The organism is Xenorhabdus bovienii, assembly GCF_024721015.1.
GTDB classification, from domain to species: domain Bacteria; phylum Pseudomonadota; class Gammaproteobacteria; order Enterobacterales; family Enterobacteriaceae; genus Xenorhabdus; species Xenorhabdus bovienii.
This window is the reverse complement of sequence record NZ_JANAIF010000059.1, coordinates 1-23,068: the sequence shown is the minus strand read 5'-3', so window position 1 is coordinate 23,068 and position 23,068 is coordinate 1. Positions and strand designations below refer to the sequence as shown.

Annotated in this window: 11 protein-coding genes and 2 pseudogenes; 11 read left to right on the top strand and 2 right to left on the bottom strand. The window is 45.4% G+C overall.

What is annotated here, in order from left to right:
• Positions 1–438 (bottom strand): plasmid pRiA4b ORF-3 family protein (locus NXS07_RS14570; RefSeq protein WP_196244163.1); only part of this gene is annotated, 438 nt, incomplete at its 3' end.
• A 77-nt stretch (positions 439–515) separates the two neighbouring features.
• Positions 516–605, bottom strand: a pseudogene (locus NXS07_RS22220) (IS1 family transposase); the annotation flags it as partial.
• Between the two features lie 405 nt (positions 606–1,010).
• Between NXS07_RS22220 and blsG the strand changes: the two are divergent.
• From blsG to NXS07_RS14515, 11 genes and pseudogenes are all read left to right on the top strand, one after another.
• On the top strand, positions 1,011–2,192 hold the full coding sequence (gene blsG / locus NXS07_RS14565; protein WP_046338255.1) for an arginine 2,3-aminomutase: 1,182 nt from the start codon (positions 1,011–1,013) through the stop codon (positions 2,190–2,192).
• Positions 2,193–2,299: 107 nt separating this feature from the next.
• Positions 2,300–3,472, top strand: a complete 1,173-nt coding sequence (locus NXS07_RS14560) for a pyridoxal phosphate-dependent aminotransferase (protein ID WP_230579620.1) — start codon at positions 2,300–2,302, stop codon at positions 3,470–3,472.
• Between the two features lie 25 nt (positions 3,473–3,497).
• Positions 3,498–4,460 (top strand): TauD/TfdA family dioxygenase, encoded by a 963-nt coding sequence (locus NXS07_RS14555; protein WP_038203508.1) that lies wholly within the window; start codon positions 3,498–3,500, stop codon positions 4,458–4,460.
• Between the two features lie 90 nt (positions 4,461–4,550).
• A complete protein-coding gene (locus tag NXS07_RS14550; protein ID WP_258087015.1) occupies positions 4,551–9,506 on the top strand; it encodes a type I polyketide synthase in 4,956 nt (1,651 codons plus the stop codon).
• 4 nt (positions 9,507–9,510) lie between these two features.
• The gene (locus NXS07_RS14545) at positions 9,511–15,183 is read left to right on the top strand and encodes an aminotransferase class III-fold pyridoxal phosphate-dependent enzyme (protein ID WP_258087014.1); all 5,673 of its coding nucleotides are present in this window, start codon (positions 9,511–9,513) and stop codon (positions 15,181–15,183) included.
• On the top strand, positions 15,180–16,430 hold the full coding sequence (locus tag NXS07_RS14540; protein ID WP_046338252.1) for an MFS transporter: 1,251 nt from the start codon (positions 15,180–15,182) through the stop codon (positions 16,428–16,430). Before NXS07_RS14545 ends, NXS07_RS14540 begins: the two co-directional genes overlap by 4 nt.
• Position 16,431: 1 nt before the next feature.
• Complete coding sequence (locus tag NXS07_RS14535; protein WP_038203495.1) at positions 16,432–17,454, top strand: ketopantoate reductase family protein; 1,023 nt, start codon at positions 16,432–16,434, stop codon at positions 17,452–17,454.
• Positions 17,454–18,662: an aromatic ring-hydroxylating oxygenase subunit alpha gene (locus tag NXS07_RS14530; RefSeq protein WP_258087013.1), complete on the top strand. Its 1,209-nt coding sequence runs from the start codon at positions 17,454–17,456 to the stop codon at positions 18,660–18,662. The genes NXS07_RS14535 and NXS07_RS14530 overlap by 1 nt, the downstream gene beginning before the upstream one ends.
• Complete coding sequence (locus NXS07_RS14525) at positions 18,655–21,990, top strand: non-ribosomal peptide synthetase (RefSeq protein WP_258087012.1); 3,336 nt, start codon at positions 18,655–18,657, stop codon at positions 21,988–21,990. The genes NXS07_RS14530 and NXS07_RS14525 overlap by 8 nt, the downstream gene beginning before the upstream one ends.
• Before the next feature lie 23 nt (positions 21,991–22,013).
• Positions 22,014–22,754, top strand: coding sequence for a thioesterase II family protein (locus NXS07_RS14520; RefSeq protein WP_238126816.1), 741 nt, complete (start codon positions 22,014–22,016; stop codon positions 22,752–22,754).
• Positions 22,755–22,993: 239 nt separating this feature from the next.
• Positions 22,994–23,068: pseudogene (locus tag NXS07_RS14515) on the top strand (IS6 family transposase); the annotation flags it as partial.

The following is a 23,068-nucleotide window of genomic DNA, read 5'->3' as shown; positions in this document are numbered from 1 at the left end:
GTACCACCGAACACACTGAGCGATAACATCGGTGGGATAATGCAGGCGACGGAAGGCTTTTCGGATCAATGACATGGACAGGTAACACCATAAAAAAAACAGCATGTTACCCGACGATGCCTTAATGCAACAGAACCTGTCGTGAAGCCAGTGCTCAAAAAAGTTATACTCATAGGTAAAAAGGTCACCGGCATCAAATTCAAAATCATCCAGCGTAATTTTGTCAGGGTTATCAGGAAACCTAATCCCGTCGGAGTAGGAAATGCTGTAATTTTTGCCATAAATACGGAATTGGTGAAGGTGATCATCCTGCCACCCCTGAGCGATCTGAATGATATAGTGAAAAGCGGCTAAAGAAGTTTCGCCTGATAGTCTGAATCGGTGCCAGATCATAGGACTGATCCCCCGAAGGGCCACTTTCGCAACGTAGGTTTTCATGGTGAGATGCCGGATAAAAGCGTGCTTAATTGCTCATTTTATCGCCTATTTAACAAAGTGCCCCACAGATTTTTATGGTATCCTGGATGTTCACCTTGATCGGAGCCATGTTTTCTCACCGACTCTGTTTGTTGACAAAATCGACATTTTACTTCTACCGTCGCCATTTAAACTCCCTACAAAAAATATGGGCTATACACGAGGAACAATAAATTGAATACGTGACCTGAAATAATGGTTTATTTTTATGTAGGGTATTTGCTTTTAAATAACGTATTTATTTTCAATGGAGTATTTGTTTTTAAAAGTATTATTTATTTTTAAGGGGGAGATATATTTTAAAGTCTGCAATTTTTCAGGGTTTATTTATATTAAACCCTGTTGTTATTAATGAGTGCTATCCAGACGTTACCAAAACACTCAGTATTATATACCCACATTTTTCCGTGAGTTATCCCTTTGGTTGTCGATACGAGAGCTATTTTATTACGCCTGTTTTTAAATTTTACTGTCGTGGTTTGAAGCATGACTCACACTTAATAGAGAATCCAAAAGCATATGAGGAAGATGGTATGTTCTTAAGTAAAGAATCGTTCAGTGATGAGGAGTGGAACGATCCCAAGTTTCAGTTACGTAACTTAATTAAAACATCTGAGGGACTGGAAAAATGGGTTGCGTTAACTGACGGAGAAAGGAAAGCCATAGAAGCCGTTAAAGGAAAATATCTGTGGCAGAGTACCCCGTATTATGCCTCGCTTATGGACAAACATGATGAGAATTGTCCAATTCGATTACAAACTATTCCTCATTTAAGAGAAATGAACGTAGCGGAAAACTCTGATAATGATCCGGTAGGAGATACAGCAAACCTCAAGACAGCCAGAGTGGTGCATAAATATCCGAATAGAATTGTTTTGCTGGTTTCGGATACTTGCCCTGTCTATTGCCGCCATTGTACGCGAAAGTTTCACACAACGGATGTCAGTGGCACCTATTTTGGTTCGGATCTTGTCGCATCTTATGAAGAAGACTTCGCTTATATCGAGAACCATCCCGAAATTGATGATGTTCTGCTGACGGGAGGCGATCCCTTAATACATTATGACAAGTTTCTTGAAACGATTATTAAGAGACTGAGAAGCATCAGCCACATTAATATCATTCGTATCGGAACCCGTTATCCCGTATTCGCCCCTCAGAGAGTGACAGAAAAGTTCTGTCAGATGTTGGAAAAGTACCATCCCATCTGGGTTAACACGCATTTTAATCACCCTAAAGAAGTGACCGAAGAAGCAGCCGCTGCCTGTGATCGATTACTGCGGCATGGTATCCCTGTGCAAAACCAGTCCGTTTTATTAAAAGGGATCAACGATGATGTAGCAACGATGCGGTCACTACTTAAGGCGCTCTTGAGAATCAGGGTACGTCCTTATTATTTGTACCATTGTGATAACGTATCAGGTGTCTCTCACTTTATGACCACTCTGGAGAAGGGGCAGGAAATTATGGATGCGATGGTAGGGTTCGAGACAGGTTTTAGTGTACCGCAGTATGTCGTTACGACAACATTAGGCAAATTGTCTGTCAACCGGGCACATGTCACCACTCATGAAGATGGTCGTGTTACGGCGAAGAATTATAAACAGGACTCTTTAGATATTACTGAATATATCAAGCCGCCTTCAGATTTGAATAATTATTCCGCTGAACACCGTAATAGTGAAATTATTCTCTCTAAGACGATCGATTTATAAAAATAGCGATCTTTACAACTTTCGGCTCCCATAACTATCGATTTTTAACACGATAGTTTTTTAAAACGAACGATTAAGCATTGCTATATTAATTAACAGGGATATTCATGATGATACAAGAGAATCCTTTCTCATCCCGCATTGCTAACAGGGCAAAGAACATTAATGCCTCAGTGGCAGTAGGGCTGGCAGATATAGTTGCCAAATTGAAAAGTGAAGGCCGTGACATTATTGGGTTGAATGAAGGTGAGCTGGATTTCAGTACTGGCGCCACTATTGTTAATGAAACCCTTCGGGCATTGATAGATGGCAGAACTCGTTATAGCTGGCTCAACGGTGAACCTGAATTAAGAGAGAAGATCTGCCAAAAAGTATTTGAAGATAACCGGATTAAAGCGACGCCTGAAAATGTCATCGTGACCAATGGCTCCAAACAAGTTATTTATGAAATATTACAGACAGTCATTAACCCCGGCGATGAAGTGATTATTCCCGTACCCTGTTGGGCGACATATCTTGAAGCTGTCAAATTAGCCGGAGGGAAAGCGGTTTTAATTGAAAATATTGGTGTTGATTTGGATGTTGAAAAAATCAAACAGGCTATCACTGACAATACCAAACTTATCATTATCAATACGCCGAATAATCCGACCGGAGCCGTTTACTCAAAATCCGCATTACAGACACTGTGCCAAATCGTCAAAGAAAAACAAATCTTCGTGTTATCTGATGAAGCCTATGAACAAATTGTATTTGATGATGAACATCATAGCTTGGCTGCCATTGATGACAATGAATACATTATTACGGTGCAAACATTTTCAAAAAGCTTTGCCATGACGGGCTACCGTATTGGCTATATGATAGCCCATCCTGAATTAATCTGCAGAGTCTCTGACCTGCATGGTCATATGACCGATAATGTCTGCACTTTTGCCCAGTATGGTGCGATTGCCTCACTTGAAAAGCCCAAGGATTTGTATCAAGAAAGGTTAGAGATACTCAAACAACGACGTGATCGATCATACCAATATGCCCGCGAATTTTTCGAATGTGAGCTTCCTGCTGGCGCATTTTACCTGTTCCCCAATGTTGAAAAATACCTCAATGACCGTTGTCGTGATGCCACTCAATTCTGTGAATATCTGCTCACCCATGCAGGGGTAGCCCTGATCCCGGCAGAAGCCTGTCTTTATCGTGGACATGTACGAATTTCTTTTGCTGCGTCAATGGATGCTATCGAGCAGGGATTTGAACGGATCGCAAACGTATTGCGGTAATTGATGACCATAAGGATTAACAATAATGAACCAATCGATATATTCCATTGAATTGTCAAATTCAGAAGTTGATGATATTCAGGTACTCATCGGGAGCTTACAAGAACGTTACCATTCAACTGACGATCAAGCATTTGTTCGCAGCTTGCCAGAGTGGGTAGAGTCATTACCAACCCGATTACGTATCGAAGTCAAAAAATTCCGCCATCAAGGTTATCCATTAGTTGTAATAAAGGGATACCCCGATATGTCCGAGATGATGGGGGCAACACCGAACCATTGGAAGAATATTTACAATACGAACAGTAATTATGACTACTACTGTTGTTTGATGTCTAGCTTATGCGGTGACGTAGTCGGTTTTTCTGATTTACAAGACGGAAAACTGGTGCAAGAGATCTTTCCAATCCAGAAAGACGCCGGAAAGCAGTTAGGGACAGGCTCCGTGGATCTATTACTGCATACTGAAGATACCTCGCTGGACTACCGTGCGGATTACCTCGGCTTTATGTGTATTCGCAATATTTATCAAATCCCGACCAGCGTGTCAGTACCTGATTTTTCCAAACTCAGTGAGAAAACCATCACTATCCTCAAGAAAAACAAATTCCATATTTTTAACGACCGTCCTTGTTTGTCAAAAGAAGAACGACATGAAAATTACACTGTTTGCTCTATCCTGACGGGCAGTGGCGATCATATTCATATGCGCTATGACCCTCTGTATATGGATAAAGATGCATTGGATACCGAAGAACTTGAGGCTGTGTCTGAATTGGAAGCATTAGCTGAAGCGGCGGTATTTGATCTGGTCTTAAGTCCCGGTGAAATTGCCTTTATTGATAATTACCGCTGTGCTCATGGCCGCAAAGCGTACCAACCCAGATATGACGGCACTGACCGCTGGTTGAAGCGTACCCAAATTTTAACAAGATTACGGGATTTTAAACACTTGTCGTTACCCGGCCGCATCAACGTATTGCCTTAAATTTTTACCTTAAATTTAAGTATAGAGGTTAGTTTTTGCTGCCTGAAATCGTGATGTATTTGAGTGATCTTTTTTATTTGGCTTAAGAGTATGCGTAAACAAAAGCAAAATGCAGGAGCAGATCGTTTTGTCGATCAATGGCGGGGCTGCCTTCAGGGACTTGATACTGATAATGTACTTATTTTGGCGTTACTGAAAAAAGCACTCAGTGATGTTGACGCAATACGGTTTAACGACTTGCAATCTGGGCGTCAGCTAAGCTGGTGCCAATTACTGTGCAGCGTTGCGCGTATTTATCGTTACTTGCATGAATTGAACGTTTCTCGTGGTCAGAGGGTGGTGACAATTTCGCATAATTGCTGGGAATTACTGGCTATTGAATTCGCCTGTCAGCTTAAAGGTGCTATTTATGCTCCGATATATGCAAATTATTCTGAGGAGGTGATGACTTACTGCCTGTCATTGGCAGAACCCGTATTAGTTATTACTGAAAGGGTATCACTCGCGCAGACGCTGCCGCAGAATACCTCGTGGCAGGTGATGACATTGGAGCATTCCAGCACTTTCACTGACTTTGCCAGCATTGACAGCGAAACCGACCTGATTAGTCCAGATAAAACCGTCAGTCATGAAGTTGTCGGGGAAGCGTTACTCAGAGCGCTCACTACAGATTTGCAGGCCACGCAGGCAGAACAAGCATTTTGTTTGATGTTTACTTCGGGTTCCAGTGGCAAACCGAAAGGCGTGTTGCTCAGCCAGAGTAATATTCTTTCACAGCAACAGGCTCTGCAAACATTATGGCATTTCGATGGCCCGCAATCTTTTCTCAGTTATCTGCCGTGGCACCACAGTTTTGGTGGATTATTTGAAAAATACACGGCCATTTTCAGTCAGGCAATGTTACATATTGATAACAGCCGGGGCATGGATATTGCTCGGCTGTGTACCAATTTGAGTCAGTTAAAACCGACACGATTTTTCAGTGTGCCAAAGATACTGACAGTGGTTGCCAACAAAATGAAACATTCAGAGGATTTTCAGCGTGCAGTGGCACCGACATTGCAGATGATCTTCTCTGCCGCTTCCAAACTACCCGCAGATATTGAAGACTATTTTAATCATTGTGGTATCTACGTTGCTGAGGGTTGGGGACTGACGGAAACCAGTCCATGCCTGACACTTAAAGGTTCAGACTGTGAAGAACACAACAGCGTAGGCCGCCCTTTACCCAATGTAACTCTCTGTATTGATGAAGATAGCGGGGAGATTTTGGCAAAAGGGCCGAATGTGATGTTGGGCTATTACGCAGATGAAGCGGCTAACCGTCGCTGCTTCAAACAGGAGTGGTTCAGAACAGGCGATCTCGGCAAGATAGTCAAGGGAGAACTTGTGCTTCTGGGACGGTTGGATTCGGTCAAAAAACTGTCTAATGGCGAAAAGGTGTCCAGCGATGCTATTGAACAAAGTCTGTTTGAGAAAACCGATATTATCAACCATGTCATTATTGATATTGAACAACGTCCCTACGCTACCGCTTTATTGTTTATTAATCCTGAGCTTTGCCGCCAGCGATTTGGTGAGAATTGCACACTACAACATTCATCACGCTTGCAGGAGCATATTGTTGAGGTGGTACAACAGCATAATCATCAGGTGGCGGAGAGTTCGCTTAAATTGATTGCGGTGGCGGTCACTGAAACTTCACTGTCCCTTGCCAAAGGTGAAGTCACACCATCATTTAAAGTGTCCCAGCGTACTGTACGCGAAAATTATCAGGTTGTGCGTGATGCCTTATATGATACCAGCAAGCCTTTCCATCTAAATCCGGCATGTCATTCATTTCTGAAAATTACGGAAAATCATATTGTTTCATCGGTTGTTTCTGAAGATACCGCGCCAAAACAGCGGATTAACTGGGAAACATTTGTTCACATCATTGGCCAAGTGCGAGGCCAAGAGCTAGCCGAGGATGATGTACAACGTTCTTTATTGGATCTGGGTTATAACTCAGTGACCATCATCCAATTAGCAGCCAGTTTAAGTCAGGCCATCGGCCACACTGTCACAGAAGTCGTGTTGTTCTCCGGTTCGTCAATTCATCAGCTTTGGCAGAAACTGGTAGTACAAACATCAGCAGTGCAAGCCACAGATGAAAGTCACCTGTGCACTGAGGACACAACATCACTGCCGCCTAAACAAGATAATGCTGATGTGGCGATTATCGGCTATGCCGGACGTTTTCCTGGCGCAGAAGATTGCGATCAGTTGTGGGAAAATATGCTGGCAGGAAAAAGCCAGTTCAGCCGCTGCCCTGAGGATCGTCCTTTTATGGCGCCACTATTAGCAGAGTTTGAGGCTAACGGCATTCAGTTGAGCGGGGCATTTTGCGACGATATTCGTCAGTTCAATCATAGTTTCTTCCAAATTAACCCCAAAGATGCCCGACTGATGGATCCCCAACACAGATTATTGTTGATGGTGACATGGGAAGCTATTGAGCAGGCTAACCTGAGCCTGAATGGTTTGAAAGAAAGCCGAACCGGTGTATTTGTTGGCATCAGCCAGAATGGTTATCGGCAATTGTTACAGGAGTATCTCACGGAGACAGGGGAAGAGGGATATCCGAGCAGCGCAATCAACAATCAGAATAGTGTATGCGCTAATCGCTTATCGTATTTTTTGGATTTAAGAGGGCCTTCGTTAACGGTCGATACTTTGTGTTCATCATCACTGGTGGCATTGCATCAAGCGCGGTTGAGTATTGAACGGGGTGAATGTGATACCGCCATTGTAGCGGGTGTACACCTACAACTGGATATGGCCCATTTCAGGGAAATGCAGCAATTGAGCGTGTTATCCCATGATGGGATATGCCGTCCTTTTGATGCCAAGGCAAACGGAACCGTTCTGGGCGAAGGAGCCGGGGTGGTGATCCTCAAACGTCACGATCTTGCCATTCGTGACAACAATGATGTCAAAGCAAGCCTGCTGGCTTCCGAAATTTATCATGGTGGACGCAGTAATGGCATCACTGCCCCCGATCTGCTTGCACAGCAACAGTTGCTGGAACAGTGTTGGGCGAATGCAGACGTGAAGGCGAGCGATATCGGTTATTTCGAAACTCACGGTACTGGCACTCATCTGGGCGATCCTATCGAAATGGCGGGTATCCATGCCTGTTTTCATGACCAAAAAGCGCAGACTCCCTGTTATCTGGGCGCTATCAAAGCCAACATCGGGCATCTCGAAGCTGCCGCCGGTATTGCCGGGTTGATCAAACTTTTGCTGATTGATAAACACAGAATGGCGCCGCCAGTAGCAGCATTCAGCGAGTTGAATCCACGGATTACTTTGGCGGAAGGGCAACTGGCGATCCCTACCACCGCACAACCGCTCGCCCCTGAAAAAACGTGTCTGGCCGTCAGTGCATTTGGCATGGGAGGAACAGGGGCGCATGTGGTGATCAAAAGCCAAAGTAAAAAAGGACTTTCTGATACAGAACCAGAAAACGAGACATTACCTTGCGTGTTGAGCGGATGCGATCAAGCACACCTAAAGGCTATTGCCAGCCGATTATTGGCCGATGTGCAACAACATGTGACACAAAAGCAATTTGTGCTTAGGCACTTTTGCCAAGCACTGGCTCAACGTACCGTATTACCGGTTGTCTGTACATTGGGGGTAAATAGTGCTGAACAATTGGTTGAGCAGTTATCCGCAATAGTCAGAGGAGAAGTGATTGGTTATCGCGCCAGTGAAAATGGCCCATCAATTGCTGCTATAACTACTGATAAAACAACGATGGCATTAGTTTTTGCTGGGCAGGGAACTCAATCGGTAGCGATGGCGGCACAGTTGTATCGTCATAATGTGCAATTTGCCCAGTGGATTGATCAGATTGATCAATTGTGTTCGGAGATAGCATATGAAAGTGGGCAACTCAAGGTGGAGGTCAAACAACTTTTGATTGAGCCGGTAGACGAACAGACGATCAACCGTACCGAGTTTGCTCAGGTTATTTTGTTTGCCTTCGAATATGTGCTCTATCAATGTCTGCGTCCCGCCATCGGGCGTATTGATATTCTGCTTGGTCACAGTCTTGGTGAATATGTGGCGGCCTGCATCGCGAATGTATTTTCCCTGAAAGAAGGGCTGAGGATCATCATCAAACGCGCTCAATTGATGGAAGCCAGCGATCCCCGTGGTGCGATGATGATGGTGAATGGCACAGCAGAGCAAGTTAGCGCTCTGATTGAGAACGAGCTAAAGATTAAACAGCAAACTGAACTGAATATTGCAGCAGAAAACAGTGAAACTAATACCATCATCAGTGGCACACGTTGTGCGCTTGAGCGCTTCCGGCAACAACTGGAACAGCATGGCTTCTATGCCCGCTTTATCAATACTAACCGGGCATTCCATTCTCCGATGATGAGCAATGCGGCTCAAGAATTTGGGGCATTCCTCGCTGATATTCCTCTTAAAGCGGCAGAAGTGCCGATTTTGTCGAATCTGACGGGGCAACCGGAAACAGAGTGTTTCGCTACAGCAGAATATTGGCAGCAGCACATGTTAGGCCGCGTCCTGTTCCGACGTAATCTGGAGAACTTAACGGCGATGACCGGGCTGAAGATCATTGAGATTGGTCCCAAAAGTATGCTCGGCACGTGGTTGATGGAAAAACAACCGCATCACCTTGCCTCCGCTTATTGCCCCTCCCAAAACAGCCAGCAACTCAATTATTGCGATTTATTGGCGGTACTGGCCAGCGACCATTTATCCGGCTCGCCGAGAGAATGGCTGACAATGTATTCACTATTCACGTTCAATCCCGCCTTATTGCCGGCCAGAAAACTACTGACAGAAACGTGTTGGTTTACGGAATACACCGCCACATTAGCGAATGGCGCAAGGCAACAGGAAAAGCCGGATGAATATGAACATGGCAACCTGATTGATCATGAACCTTTCTTCATCATGCAGCAGCAAATTGACTGTATGAACACCATTTTCCAAGCCCAATTAGAACTTATGAAGGGAAAGTAACGTAATGACGCAACTGCCAAATGAAATTAAACACTCTCTGCAAAGTTGGTTACAGTCGGAATTAGCGAGTGAGCATGTGCCTACCGATACTGACTTTCTGGCGCTGGGTATTGAGTCTCTCACATTGATTAGACTTAAAAACAATATTAAATCCCAATATGGGGTGGATATCGGTATCGGGAAATTTTTTAAGGGATTGTCGAATATTGATAAGGTTGCCAATTTCGTCAGTCAGCAGACCCAACCTGCTCCGGCTGGTAGCGTTAATGATAAGCCGCAGATGCCGCTATCTGTGCCAGAGATGCCAACGCCACAACAATCACAAGCACAGGTACAGCCACAGGAAACCGTCAATATGCAGCGTGAGCCGATAGATTCACCAACATCTCCATTAGCATCATTGTCGCCCCCTGTGTCGCCTATTGCGATGGCGTTCAACGAGCCTATAGTTAACACACCTATGGCTAATGCACCTATTGATACTGTCCGCGAAACCAAACACGATATTGATACTAAACAGGGCATTATGGTGGCTCAGTTAAACGCTATGCAGCAACTGTTCCAACAACAGTTGGCGGTATTGCAGAATGTCAGGGGAGGAACCACGAATTTTGCAACAGCGAATCAATTGCCAGTGTCAGCATTGACCCCAGCATTATCCACAGTACCTACAACATCAAATACGGTTCCGCTAAACAGCGCTCAATCAACCAAACAATCCGTCGAAGTTCCTACTAATCATTCTGAACAGCCTCAGCCTATGGTGATTAGGCCAGCAGCTTCATCGGGTGAAAAAGCCAAATTTACCTACAAACCGATTGTGCTTTCAGAATCTGTGCAATGTGATGCCGAAACAACCGCGTTTATTCAACAATACAACGCGAAAACCAGCGCTTCAAAAACCACTATTCAGAAATATCGGACAGCTCTCTGTGATAACCGCAATGCGATCCAATTCAACAGCAAACTTAAAGAACTGTGTTATCCGATTGTGGGGAAAACGGCAAAAGGGGCACACTTTACCGATCTGGACGGTAACGTTTTTATCGATATCGCGATGGGATTTGGCGTCAATTTTTTTGGTCATAATCCCGACTTTATCCAACAAGCGTTGCAAAAACGGCTCCAGCACGGCTTTCATCTTGGTCCCGTTGATGAGTCCGGGATGGTTGTTGCGGATCTCATCACTGAAATCACCGGCGTTGAACGGGTCGCTTTCACCAATTCAGGCTCTGAGGCGATTATGCTTGCCTGCCGCGTGGCGAGAGCTGCCAGCGGGAAACAAAAGATTGTCATCTTTAATAATGCCTATCACGGTCATTATACGGAAATCCTTTTTATGGGCGGCATGAAGCAAGGAGAGCGGTTTTCTCAATCCAGCGGTATTCCTGACAATTTGGGACAGGATATTGTGGTGCTTAATTATGGCGAACAGCAAAGCTTGGATTACATTACGACCCATGGGCATGAAATCGCCATGGTCATGGTTGAACCTGTCCAATCACGCAATATTAATTTACGACCGAAATCTTTTATTAAGACGTTACGGAAAATCACCGCACAACAGAATATCGTATTGTTATTTGACGAGATCATTACAGGGTTCCGTTATCACGCCCGAGGCGCCCAACATTACTATCAGGTCAAGGCAGATTTGGTGACTTATGGCAAAGTCATCGGTGGTGGCCTGCCCGTTGGTGTGTTAGCTGGGGATGCCGCAGTGATGGATTATATTGATGGCGGTTTCTGGCAATTTGGTGACGCGTCTTACCCGCCGAATGAAACCACCTTCTTTGCAGGAACGTTTTGTAAACATCCTTTGGCGATGGCAGCAGCAGAAGCGACGCTGTTACATATGAAAGCACAAGGACCATCGTTACAAGCTGATTTGAACGACAGAACTACAGGGTTCGTTAAACGGCTTAATGGTTTATTCACGGCAGCAAATAGCGGGATAGACGTTGCGAATTTTGGATCACTTTTTAAATTCAGCCAGAAGAAAAATCACGAACTGCTCTTCCATCATTTATTGATGAATGGGGTTTATACGTGGGAGGGACGCACTTGTTTCCTCTCTACCGCTCATGATGATAATGTACTGGAGGCGTGTTTCAACGCCTTCGAGAAAACCGTTGAAGGAATCTCAGTTCCTTCTCGCTCTTCTTCTTTTCGTCCGCAGGATAGACCGACTACCCCGAAAACGCAGGAAATAGTGGTCTTGGCTGAACTCGGGATGCAGAAAAATCTGGCGATGGCGAGTTGGTACGATCCGGCAGCCTCAAAATCTTACAATGAATTCATTCAGTGTGTGATTACCGATGAATTGCAGCCCCATCGTTTGAACAGCACGATTGAGTATCTATTCAATCGTCACCAACAGCTGCGACAGGTATTTTGCCCTGAAACGTTTGAAACGGCACCGGGACAATTTGATTATCATGCTGCAATGCGGGCTGAGCAGTCGACCCTCGATTCACCAGAGAAATTTTCTCAATGGCAACAAGCATGTCTGGATGAAGAATTTATACTCGACCGTGGGCCGATGTTCAGAGTACATGTGGTACAGATTGATCTGTCCCGACCATTATGGGATGGGACTCCTTTGGCACAATACGCATCGGATCATTGCCGGGTGGATATCATACTTTTGGTTGCCCACCATACTGTTGTCGATGGCGTCTCTTTTGATATTTTCATTGACGAGTTGGTAGCTGTTTATCATGGTGCCAGTGACTTGCCACCCGTTTTGCAATATCAAGATTATCTGGGACGGTTGGCTGCATTCAAAAGGACACCAGACTTTATTCATCAGAAATCATTCTGGCATAAATATTTATCTGGTTGGCAGACGGATTTGGCTAATTTACCAGCCCCGGTACCTGCCGTGCTCACTGAGGAAGGTGACGTGCTTGCTACGGGGGGCTTCCATCTGGAGAAATTACCGGCTGAATTGACGGCCAAGCTTTTGCATTACGCCACCGAACATCGCGTGACACCTTACATGTTGATGTATACCGTCTACTCCATTTTTCTGGGTTCGGTACTTAAACAATCTCAGTTCGTTATGTCCACATCGGTGTCCGGGCGCAACTTTGATAATTTCGATAATCTGGTGGGATTAACGACAGCGATGTTGCCCGTTCGGGTGAATACCCGTAACGAACAGCAGTTTTTCAGCGAATATCTTGACCTGACCTGTGAGCAATTGTTGGAGATCCTTTCCCATCAGGATGTGACCGTTGACGATCTGACGATGCAAAATTGCAGCTTGGGCAATCGTTCGGAAATGCTGAACCGTTATCTCAATTACGATTTCAATTTTAGCCCCCGTAAACTCAGGCTTAATGACAGCGGTAGTTGGTCGCTATTGTTAGACAATCCAAAACGCTACATTATTGGTCAATTGTCTTTGGATGTATTCCAGAGCGAAAATGACCTGTATCTGCACTGGGAGTATGCAGTACAAGCCTACAGCAAGGTACAAGTTAAAATACTGTCCGGCAAAATGGGGCAATTATTGAGTTACTTGGTTAATGCCCCAGAGCTAGATACACTGACCTTGGCCGATATTGCCACTTATCTGAACTCACTGGACGCACCCTCCATTGCCATTGGGCCAGTGCGGAAGGATTTTTTGTACCAAGCACCGATCCATACCCTGTTTGAACGGCGTGCAGCCGATGAACCACAGGCATGTGCATTAGTTGATACCAGTTTGCCAGAAGGGCTGAAGCAACTTTCATTTGCTGAGTTGAACCATCAGGCGAATGCGTTGGCCCATCACTTGTTACGCCAAGGATTACAACCAGAAGAGCCTGTTTTTGTCAGTGTGCGCCGTGGCGTTCCTTTGGCAATCTCCGTATTAGCCATACTGAAATCGGGGGGCGTATATGTTCCTGTCGATAAAAAACTCCCTGTAGCTCAGGTTGAATATCTGCTCTCAATACTGACTCCGCGATTTGCCCTTATCGACGGGGATTATGGCATCTTTAAAACCCTCTCTCACGTTCAATATTTCAACTTTTACGATGAAGAAACGCTGTTGCGTCAATGTGGAGTGGATGAGGGAAATACGGCGTTACTGCAAAATCCCGAAAAAGTTATTCCAGCAGGGCAGACCGCTTATATTACCTGTACCTCAGGCAGTACCCAAAAAGCGAATTGCGTGATGAATTCTCATGGTGCCATCGCCCACCACTGTTTGATGATGAAGGAATATCTGGCGATCTGCCCCGAAGATCGGATGCTTCAATTTACCGATTTGTGCTGGGATATTGTCCTTGAAGAACTTTTCCCTGTCTGGACTGCGGGCGGTCGGGTTGTCTTTTTCGGTGATACACCGCCAAATACCTTCGCTGATTTCAACCAATTGCTGATTGAGCAACAGATTACGCTGGCTGATTTACCGTCTACCTACTGGCAAGGATGGGTGGAGAATTTGGGCGATCCTGCGATGGATTATCCATCGCACTTACGACGCATTTTAGTCGGGACTGAAAAAGTTGACCCACAGACGCTTAAAAAATGGCAGCAGCACGTTCCGAAAGGAGGGATTTTCTCCAATGCTTATGCTCAGACCGAAACCACCATTACTGCTACGGATTCGGTAATTACCTCTGATACATGGGTAGGTGAAACAGTGCCGCTCGGCAAACCATTGGCGAATACCGGTTTTTATGTGCTAGATGAAGCGCGGCAGCCAGTGCCGCGTGGCGAGTCTGGTGAGCTGTATATTGGCGGTCCGCTGGTATCCAAAGGGTATTACGGTAATAACAGCCTGACCGCCGCCAAATATGTGACTGATCCGTATATTCCGCTTGAAGCTTGTAATCATGCAACTCCGCGCATGTATAAAACCGGTGACTTGGTCAGCATGGATGAACAGGGGTGTTTGTCATTCCTCGGGCGTACCGATTTTCAAATTAAGGTACGCGGTTATCGGATTGAGCCGACTCAGTTGGAAAGTATCATCGGCCAATGGGAAGGAATCGAACAGGTTGTACTGACGACAAACAGTGTGATTGATCCACGCATTCCGGTAGCGGAAACAAAATTACTCTGTTATGTGAAAACTCAGGCTGATAAAGCGGAACAAAAGGCGTTAAGCGAGCGGATACGCCAGTTTATCAGTCGCAACTTTGCTCACTATATGCAGCCACATGCCATTATTTATCTGGCTGAATTCCCTAAAACTACCAATGGCAAAATATCGATAAAGCGATTTCCTTTGCAACATAGTCCTTTGCAAGCTAGCTCATCACCAAACAGCGCATTACAACACAGTTCATTACAGCCGCATTATTCTGAAAGTGTCGATCAACCACCATCACGAGTCGATCTTAACAGCGCTGCGGGTCGTTTGCTGATGACTCATCTTGGGCAACATGGGTTGAATATGAATGAAAGTTTTGTGGCGTTGGGAGGAGATTCGTTAACCGCGATCAAAATTTTGTCTGCATTGCAAAAAGAGCATGGCATGACTCTGAGACTACCGGAGTTTATGGCTTGCGAAACATTGACCGACCTGATCGAATGGATTGAATCGGCGTTGGCTGAGAGCAGGGATACAGCCGGGTCGCAGGCATCCTTACCGAATAGCCATGCAGAGATGACAGGGCAAAAAGAAAAACCCGTATTACAGGCCCGTAGTCGTAAAAAAAAGGTAATGGTTGAATGAAGGGGATCAATGGGTTTTATCCGCTGTGGATTGGCATTGCCGTGTCGATTTTTGGTAGTGAGCTGACCGAATTTGCGTTCGGGTTGTGGTTGCTGGAAAAACAAATGTCAGTCACTGCCTACACTAACATGTATTTGGTATTAGTGCTTCCGGCCTTTTTACTGATGCCGTTAGTCGGGTATGTGATTGATCATTACGATAAACGTAAGGTGTTATTACTGACAGAAGGAATTGCAGGTTTAGCCTTGGCAATTGTGCTTATCTTCAACCACTTTGGCTATCTCAATAACATCGTGGTTTATCTCTATATCGCATTGACCAGTGTGTTGACTGCGTTGCAGATTGATTGCTACAGCACGCTGGTTTTCCGGCTGGTTCCGGCCGCTTCGCTGAATCGGGCGAATTCGTTGGGCAGCCTCAGCGATTCATTACCACAAATGCTTGCCCCGATCATCGGCGCGTTTCTGTTCTCACACTACGGTTTGGGGATTGTGCTGACGATCGATCTGTTGACCTTTATGATCAGTGCATTTGCTGCCGGGTTATTGTTCAGGGTCAGCGCAGTGCAGTTTCTGCCGCACGATGATGGCACACTCTCTAAATTGAACTGGAAGGCGATTTTTCCGGATATCGGGTGCGCCCGGTTGGTCAAGGCATCGTCGAAAATGACTTATATGATTGCGTACACCTTTTTCAAAGCCATTTTGGTGGGGGGAGCGTTAATCACTATTGTACCTTATTTCACCACCTACTTTTCTGTCGCAGATGCAGGCTACATGATGTCTATCGGTGGCGTCTCCATGGTGATCGTCAGCCTTATATCGGCATGGCGGCCATCTATATTAAGACGTACGCCGCTATTAGTATTGGAATTCCTGTTCGCGGCGGGTTTTGTGGTATTGACGCAGATAAAGAATATTTATGTCGCCGGCGCTTGTATTGCGATTAGCTTTATCACGATGCGGATAAGCATCATTAAAATGCAAACGTTATGGCAAACCACAGTGCCGAAAATATATCACGGTCGTGTCTTCGCGCTGCGTAATCTGGTTAAGACATTCAGTAGTTTCATTATTTATCTCATCACTGGAATTGTATTGGATCTCTTACTGGCTCAGGAGGAGGGATGGGCGATTTGGGGGCAGGGTAATCCAATGGATCTTTACTTTATTGGGATCACCTTACTGATATTACCTCCCTTGCTTATCTCGACACGCCGGTTATTAGTCGCTATAGGGGGAGAATAATATGCTCAGGATAGGCATTATCGGTACGGGTGCTGTTGCGTGTTATTTAGCCCATCAATGTAAACAACAAGGGTGTCAGGTTTTTTTATTATCTTCACGCGGTACAAGACATCAAGCACAACCGATCAGCCAAATACAGCTGATCGATGAGACAAAATCTGAACAATCAGTGAGTCAAGATCTCGGTAGCATTGTTGTCGATGAGCACCTTACAGACTACAGCGCTTTTTTGGCTAAAGAGTTCGATCAACTGTACGTGTGCAGTAAAACTGTCTCCAATCCGCATATTTGTCAGCAATTATCGCGTCATAAACACTGGCTTCGTGGCCCAGTTATCTTATTTCAGAATGGTTTTGCCACAGAACGGCCATTTATTGATGAAGCACTGGATGTCACGATTATTCGTGGGGTTCTCAATTTCTCTGTGACTCAGCATGGCAAACAAAAACTGAAATTGAGGTTTCTTAAAACCAGCTATCTTGGCGTCCCTGAACAGACCGAAGAACGGGCAGAAGCGAACATTTTAGCGGCGTTGGATTTACTCAATCGAGCGGGCATTCCCTTCGAAAGCTGTACAGATATAGAGCATAAAGCATTTGCTAAAAACACACTGAATGCGGCGGCATCCGTGTGTGGATTAGTCCGTTCAGGCGTCGAAACGGCGATGCGCAATAGCCGTTCCAGAACAGTGATCCAAGCGATTATTGACGAATGTACGGCCATTGGTGAGAAAGCCGGATACATCGGCGATAGTGAAAATTTTCGGCGCCAGTCAATGGGATATTTGATGTCCATTCCTGATTTTAAATCCTCTTTGGTGCTGGATATCCTTCATGGCAAAGAAACAGAGGCAGACACCTTACTCGCTCCCTTTATCAGACTGAGCCAACACGTGGGCATTGCGGTGCCAAATCTGGATTTTGTTTATCGTTATTTCGATTTTTACAATACCTATATAACCCAATCGTACATAATCCAATCTTATACATTCACGGATATGACTCTGGTCGAAGGAGATGCTTAATGAGCGATACTACAGTAAGGTTACTTGACGGTGGTGAAGGCGTTCTGAATAACGTATTTTCTCCTTATGCTGATTATTTCATCGACATGCTTAGTCAGCGTAACTCTTTTATTGCAACTGAACCTGTTGGGATCTATGAGAGCCAAGTTAAGCATTACATTTGTCAGGATTATTTTAATGATGAACAGAAAGATCTGTGGAAAAAGATCCCGCAGTTTATAGCACCCATCCAGACACTGGAAAATATCGGTGATTTTATTACGGTTGATTACCAAGGCCGTGTTCCCATGATCGTGAGCAAAGTAGACAATGATCGCTGTACTGTATTTGAAAACGTGTGTCCACATCGGGGAGCCAGGCTTGAAAACCACACGGAAGGATGCAAAAAAGCCTTTGTTTGCCCTTATCATAGTTGGTCATTCAGCCATCATGGGCATTTGATTGCTGCTCGTTGGCGGGAAACATTTCCCGAAATACCAGACCAATATCGTTCGCTGAATTCAATTAGTGCCCAACAAAGATTCGGTATGTTGTGGCAAATACCGAGCGATCCTAAGCTTGGCTTTTCGCTGGATAATTGGTTCGCTGCTATTGAAGATCAAATTTCCGCAATCGATTTTGAACAGCATCAACTGCTGAATTCCCGCGAAAGAATGGTGCAAGCTAACTGGAAGCTGCTGATCGAAAACTTTATCGAATATTACCATGTCCAGTCTTTACACCGGAAAAGTTTGGCACCCACATTGAATGGTCAATTGTACTCACTGGATTCTTTTGCCCAGCACGGCCGTATCCTGACCCCACTGAAAAATTTGGCTCAGGTTCTCCAGCAAACACCCCACAAGATACGGCGGGAAATGGTTGCTACTTATTTACTGTTCCCTAACGTGATTATCGGGGTGCAGCCTTATCATGTTTTTGTCTCTTTTTACCATCCCGTATCGGCCAACCAAACTTGGTCGAAGACCTTCAACTTTATCCATAAAGCGGATGAAGAGATCAAGGAGGTATGCCAATTAGATGTGGAATATTTGGCGGAAGCGTTGGAAGAGGATTACGAAGCCATCGAACAAGTCCAGAAAAACCTGGAAACAACCAGTGCTCCGAGCCTGTTGTATGGTGAGGCAGAGTCTCTTATCAGCCAGTTGCACCGCAACTTAGCGGCGATTCTGCATCCAAATGGCAGGGAGGCAAACCGGCATGAATAAGGTGAAAGGCCAGATGAATATGGATAGTACTTTTGAGGTTGATGAAATACAGGCATCTGCTGGTCAGCAAAACTTATGGTTGGCGGAGCAATTAACCGAAAAACAGCTCTACATTGTGCCGGTCACCTACGAGTTGGTCGGAGCGTTGGATCAGGCGAGATTATTGGACGCAATTGCACAGACGATCCAAAATAGCGAAGCTTTCCGTACGGCATTTGTCGAAACTGAACAGGAGCTGGTACAGCATATTTATCCTGCGGTTGAATTGCCTGTTACCGTTGTGGATCTGTCTGAGCCAAACGGGGCTTCGGATAATGATCAGTCACAACTACAACGGGCACTGACTTATTGCCAGCACAACTTGGAGACGCCATTTACATTGAGCCAGCCCGGTTTGGCTCGTTTTCTGCTGATCAAATTAGGAGAGCAACGCCATATTCTGCATTTTTGCCTCCACCACCTGATTTGTGACAATGATTCTGTCGCCTTAATTCTCAATAACATTGCGACTACATACGCAGGAGAGCCGTTATTCAGTGACAACACAGGAGCCGATATCCTTGAATATGCTGAATTTGCGGCTTGGCAGAATGAATTACTGCGTGGTGACTACTTGGACGGTGATGAAGCTTATTGGCTGAAGGAGTTGTCGGGAGTAGATGGCCGGTTGGAACTCTCTATCGGTAATCCCATACCATCAAAAAATGAACAGGGCGGTATGGTTCGGCGTTTGCTGGAACCGCATTTAGCTAACTCCTTCAATCATTGTGCCTCTAGCTTGGGTATTTCACCGGCACTCGCTTACTTTATCGTATATGCTGCGCTACTGTACCGATTGACGGAACAACAAACGATTGTGTTCGGTGTCCCCACGTCTTTGCGGGATGATAAGCGTCTGGAGAAAACGATAGGTTACTTTATCAATGTGTTACCAATTAAAGTGATCTTCCACCCGAAAATCAGTTTTGCCGATATTGCCACTCAGTTGAGTAGCCAGCTTTACACCGGTATGCAACATCAGCAATTTCCTTACAGCCATATTGTGCGCAGTGTCAGCCATGCGCAGCAGATCTCTCAGGCTCCGCTATTCAACGTCATGTACAACTATTTTGTCGGTCAGGCAGATTGGACATTACCCGGAACTCGTGCTTATCAACATGAATTAACCCCGGTCGGGGGAAAATTCCCATTGACGTTGTTTGTGGTTAATCACATTGACACCGTGGAGCTATGTTTTGAATATCAATATGACCATGTTGCGACAGACTATTCTGGTGTATTAAGCAACAGTTATCAGCGATTGTGTACCGCGATGATCCTCAATGCCAATCAAGAGGTATTGGCTCAGACTTTGCTGAGTGAGGATGATTATCAACGTCAGGTGCTGACATTCAATCAGACCGGTATTCTCTTTCAGGAAGACTTCTGTCAGCATTTCTTTCGCCAATTGAACGTAGAATCTGAGTTAACAGCAGTTGAATACCTAGTTGGATCGCATTCCGAAAGAATGAGTTATGAAAAATTATACTCTCTGAGCCAGAAAGTCGCTGATGAATTACGCCGACATATTATTTCAGAAACGGCACAGCAGGCCAGAGTTGTGATTTTCTCTGGTGCCAGTCCCTTGGCTCTAGCCACTATCATTGCCTGTTTGACGGAAGGTATTGTATGGATACCTGTCGATAGCCACTTACCTCTTAACCGTCTATTGCTGATTATCGAGGATGCCTGCCCTGATGCCATCGTGATTGAGGGAGATGTCGTGGAGGGCAAAAATGCGTCGTTGGTTGCGGAGATGGCGTGTTTTAATACCCCAGTCATTGAGCTGACGCGCGAATGGGAAGCAGTGAGCAGAGACAACAACAGGAACTTTGGCCTTTTAGCCCCTCAATGGGAACGCATCACCCAAAATGACTGCCTTTGCTACATGATTTATACCTCCGGTACGACAGGCAAACCGAAAGGCGTTGAAGTTTATCGCAAAGGGCTGAATAACTATCTCAACTGGGCAGCACAAACCTATATGCCGACAAAGGCCCATGATTTGGGTGGGCTGGGCGTCCCCGTGACAACTTCCTTCGGGTTTGATGCCACCATCACCAGTTTGCTCTTGCCATTGATGGCACGCGGACACGTCATGTTGTTCTCCTCGCAAGTCAGTCAGGATAGCCAAGATGAGCCATTGCTGCGCTTATTAGAACTGAACAAACCACTGGGATTAATGAAAACGACACCTTCACAACTGGAACATCTGGCGCTCAGTTTGGGGCAGCGGCAGACATCGCTGGACGTTAAAGTGATCGTTGTCGGTGGCGAGCAGATGAGTCGCACCCATCTGGATTATCTCAACGCTATTGCTCCTGAAAGCATGTGTTTTAATGAATATGGCCCAACAGAGACGGTCGTGGGTTGCTGCGTAGAGCGATTGAACATCGTGGCAGATCCGCAAAGGAGTCAGGGGGTGTTACCCATCGGTTCTCCTATTGCCAATACACGGATGTATGTTCTCAATGAAAGGGGTTGCCATCAACCAGCAGGGGTTGTCGGTGAATTATTCATCGGTGGGGCGGGGGTAGCCAAAGGATATTGGCAGCGTCCCGACTTAACGGCGGCGGCGTTTATTGAAGATACTTTCTCCCATATTAACGGGGAACGGCTTTATAAAACCGGCGATTTGGGTTGTTTTACCATGGATAACACGCTGCTGTGTCTGGGGCGGAAGGATAAGCAGATCAAACTTCGAGGCTATCGAATCGAGCCGGAAGAGCTTGAAGCATGGATTAAGCAGGTGCCGGATATTGATAAAGCTGTGGTCGTAGTTGAAAAACGGCCCCATGAGCGGCTCTGTGGTTATCTGGTAGCGGCTTCGGGGTTTGCGGGCAGTACTCATCAACTCATTGATCAGGTCAAACAGTATCTGCAAGGTCAATTGCCAGATTATATGATCCCAACGCAATGGCGGGTGATTGACGCTATCCCTTATACCGTTAACAATAAAATTGATACCGCGGCTTTATTGACGTTCGGGCAAAACCAATATTCTCTTGTGGCAGAAGAACATGTGGAATGTGAATTTAGCTCTGATATTGCCAGACAGCTCTGTTCCCATTTCAGTGAGGCGCTAAATCGCAGCACTGTTTTGCCGGAGGATAATTTCTTCGAGCTAGGAGGGGATTCTCTGATGGCTGTGCGTCTACTGGCAAAAATTAATACCCATTTTACCATTGAGCTAAAACTCAAAGCTTTTTATCAGCGTCCATCTCTGACAAATTTGATTGAGTTAGCGGAGGAACAGTTACGTCATAGCAATACGAATATCAATAGGTAATTTTGGAAAAACAGGAGCATAGTTTGGAACGTAATAAGCTGTTTATTATACCAGAGCCGGCTAATAGCCCGAGGCTGAGAATATTCTGTTTTCCCTATGCGGGGGGATCTGCAAAGACATACCTTGATTGGGCCGAACATTTTACGGATAACATTGAAATTGTTGCCGTACAGCCGCCGGGTCGAACAACTCGGCTTGATGAAGCGCCGTATGAAGATTTGTATTCGCTGGTGGATGAGTTAATGGCTCATGCGGAATTTATCACGAAGATCCCATATGCTTTCATTGGACACAGTCTGGGCTGTCGGGTGGCATTTGAGCTTGCCTGCAAATTGCAATCCTGTGGTTATCCGGTTCCTGTGCATTTCTTCGTATCAGGCTGCACAGCCCCGCATTTGAGACATAATTTCCCCGATACTCACGACTTACCTCACGATGAATTTATCCGTGAGTTACGGAAAATGAATGGCGCTACAGATGAAGTCCTGTTAAACAGCGAGCTTATGGATTTCTTGCTGCCGGTTTTAAAGGCTGATTTTAAAATGGCTGAAACTTATCAGGCAAAACGGTGCCTGCTGAAAAGCCCGATAACAGTTTTAAGCGGAGATTCTGACCCAGACATTAAACCGATTGAACTCTATGCCTGGTCAGAATTATCCAGCGAAGGTCTAACTGTACAATATATCCCGGGCGATCATTTTTTTATCGATCAAAATAAAGAGAAGGTTATTGAGGTTATGTTAGCGTTACTATCTCAGATATAGCCCTATGAAGGTTCTGTTGCATTAACAGAGAAAGTCTGAGTCAATATGGAGTTGGTTGCTCTTTATTCAGCCAATCGATAAAACCTCCCTGCCGGTGAGAATACCTTCTCTGGTTCTGTCGCATTAACGACGGCAAATTAGCAAAAATTGCGGTGATTATTTTTTAGGCGAGCAGTAGGGTTCTGTCGCATTAAGGCATCGTCGGGTAACATGTTGTTTTTTTATGGTGTTACCTGACCATGTCATTGATCCGAAAAGCCTTCCGTCGCCTGCATTATCCCACCGATGTTATCGCTCAGTGTGTTCGGTGGTAC

Excerpts from the sequence above, each read along its gene's own strand:
- NXS07_RS14540 (WP_046338252.1), top strand. The coding sequence starts at position 15,180 with ATGAAGGGGATCAATGGGTTTTATCCGCTGTGGATTGGCATTGCCGTG.
- NXS07_RS14560 (WP_230579620.1), top strand. The coding sequence starts at position 2,300 with ATGATGATACAAGAGAATCCTTTCTCATCCCGCATTGCTAACAGGGCA.
- NXS07_RS14530 (WP_258087013.1), top strand. The coding sequence starts at position 17,454 with ATGAGCGATACTACAGTAAGGTTACTTGACGGTGGTGAAGGCGTTCTG.
- NXS07_RS14545 (WP_258087014.1), top strand. The coding sequence starts at position 9,511 with ATGACGCAACTGCCAAATGAAATTAAACACTCTCTGCAAAGTTGGTTA.
- NXS07_RS14535 (WP_038203495.1), top strand. The coding sequence starts at position 16,432 with ATGCTCAGGATAGGCATTATCGGTACGGGTGCTGTTGCGTGTTATTTA.
- NXS07_RS14550 (WP_258087015.1), top strand. The coding sequence starts at position 4,551 with ATGCGTAAACAAAAGCAAAATGCAGGAGCAGATCGTTTTGTCGATCAA.
- blsG (WP_046338255.1), top strand. The coding sequence starts at position 1,011 with ATGTTCTTAAGTAAAGAATCGTTCAGTGATGAGGAGTGGAACGATCCC.
- NXS07_RS14525 (WP_258087012.1), top strand. The coding sequence starts at position 18,655 with ATGAATAAGGTGAAAGGCCAGATGAATATGGATAGTACTTTTGAGGTT.
- NXS07_RS14555 (WP_038203508.1), top strand. The coding sequence starts at position 3,498 with ATGAACCAATCGATATATTCCATTGAATTGTCAAATTCAGAAGTTGAT.